2 protein-coding genes are annotated in these 2,253 nt (G+C 69.7%); both read left to right on the top strand.

The features are described 5' to 3' along the window. Positions 1–577 (top strand): SDR family NAD(P)-dependent oxidoreductase (locus tag G6027_RS03655; protein ID WP_182635498.1); only part of this gene is annotated, 577 nt, incomplete at its 5' end. Positions 578–648: 71 nt separating this feature from the next. After that, on the top strand, positions 649–2,253 hold a 1,605-nt coding region (locus G6027_RS03650; RefSeq protein ID WP_182635496.1), incomplete at its 3' end, for an acyl-CoA dehydrogenase family protein.

The following is a 2,253-nucleotide window of genomic DNA, read 5'->3' as shown; positions in this document are numbered from 1 at the left end:
CATCGACGTGCTGGTCAACAACGCCGGCATCGCGCAGGGCGGCCGCATCGAGTTCCTCACCGAGGAGGACTGGCGGCTCATCACGGACATCAATCTGCTGGGCGTGGCGCGCGGTTGCCGCACCTTCGTGCCGATGCTCAAGGCGCAGGGCCGCGGGCACCTGGTCAACACGGCGTCTCTCGCCGGTCTCGTGCACCCGCCGACGATGGCCTCCTACACGGCCGTCAAGGCGGCCGTGGTGGCGATCTCCGAGACCCTGCGGTGGGAGCTGGAGCCGTTCGGGATCGACGTATCCGTGCTGTGCCCGTCGTTCTTCCGCACGAACCTGGCCTCGAGTCTCAACTCGTCTGACCCCGCCGCGAGCGGATTCGCCAGCAAACTCATCGACCGCTCCGAGCGCGGCGCGGACGAGATCGCCGCCGAGGTGATGACCGCCCTGGACGCCAAGCAGTTCCTGATCCTGCCCGACCCCGACGCCCGCAAGGCCTACCGCGGCAAGCGGTTCATGCCCGCCGCGTACGCCAAGACCATGCTCGGGATGGGACAGAAGTTCGCTCGCGCCACCGGCCGGAACTGACGGTCCAGAGGGCGACGCGTGGTCGACACGGCCCGGGTCGGCACCACCCGCGGGCAAGTACCCTGCGGGGCATGACTTCCTCGCACCCCCTCCCCTCCACCGTGATGTCCCGGGCCGACCTCGACTTCCTGCTCCACGACTGGCTCCGGGTGTCCGAGTTGTGTGGGCGCGAGCGGTACGCGGACCACTCGCGCGAGACCGTCGACGCCGTGGTGGACCTGTCGGCCGAGCTCGCCGAGAAATACTTCGCCCCGCACAACCGCAAGGCGGACCTGAACGAGCCCAGGCTCGTGGGCGAGGAGGTCGAGCTCATCCCGGAGATCGCCGAGGCGCTGCGCCGCTTCGCCGACGCCGACCTGGTCGGCGCCGCGATGGACGAGCGGGTGGGCGGGATGCAGCTGCCGTACACCGCGTACCTGGCGTGCATGGCGTGGTTCTACGCGGCCAACGTCTCCACCGCGGCGTACCCGCTGCTCACCACCGGCAACGCCAACCTGTTGATCGAGCACGGTTCCGACGAGCAGATCGACAGGTACGTCAAGCCCATGGTCGAGGGCCGGTTCACCGGCACCATGTGCCTGTCCGAGCCGCAGGCCGGCTCCAACCTGGCGGACATCACCACGCGCGCCGAGCCGCAGCCCGACGGCACCTACCGACTGTTCGGGCAGAAGATGTGGATCTCCGGCGGCGAGCACCAGATGTCCGAGAACATCGTGCACCTGGTGCTGGCCAAGGTGCCCGGCTCGCCGGCCGGGACCCGCGGCATCAGCCTGTTCGTGGTGCCGAAGTTCCTGGTCGACGAGGACGGTTCGATCGGGGAGCGCAATGACGTCGTGATCACCGGCCTCAACCACAAGATGGGCTTCCGCGGCACGGTCAACACCATGCCCACCCTGGGCCAGGGCATGCACACCCCCGGTGGCCGACCGGGCGCGGTCGGGTACCTCGTGGGCGAGGAGAACACCGGCCTCAAGAAGATGTTCACCATGATGAACGAGGCCCGGCTCGGCGTGGGTCTGGGCGCCACGGCCCTCGGCTACACCGGGTACCTCAAGTCGCTGGACTATGCGCGCACCCGGCCACAGGGTCGGGCAGTCGGTGCCGATCCGTCCTCGCCGCAGGTCATGCTCACCGGGCACGCCGACGTTCGGCGGATGTTGCTGGCCCAGAAATCGTACGTCGAGGGCGCGCTGGCGCTGGGGCTGTTCTGCGCGCGGCTCGTCGACGACGAGAAGACCGGTTCCCCGGAGGAGGCCGCAGCAGCCTCCACGCTCCTGGACGTCCTCACCCCGATCGCCAAGTCGTGGCCGTCGCAGTGGTGCCTCAAGGCCAACGAGCTCGCGGTGCAGGTGCTGGGCGGGGCCGGGTACACGATCGACTACGACGTCGAACAGCACTACCGCGACAACCGCCTCAACCCGATCCACGAGGGCACGCACGGGATCCAGGCCCAGGATCTGCTGGGGCGCAAGGTCCTCGCCGGGGGTGGTGCCGGACTCACCGCACTCAGCGAGCGCATCGCCGCCACCTGCGACCGGGCGGATGCGGCAGGCGGCCCGGCCGAGGAGTTCGCCGCGCTGCTCCGACCGCGGGTGACGCGCCTGATCGAGGTGACCACCGCACTCGCCGGGCTCGGAGCCACCGACCCGGAGGCGTTCCTGGCCGACGCCACCGAG

It is taken from the genome of Dietzia sp. SLG310A2-38A2 (assembly GCF_014145095.1).
In the GTDB taxonomy this organism is placed as follows: Bacteria; Actinomycetota; Actinomycetes; order Mycobacteriales; family Mycobacteriaceae; genus Dietzia.
The sequence above is the reverse complement of the archived record's forward strand: the minus strand, read 5'-3'. Positions and strand labels throughout refer to the sequence as shown.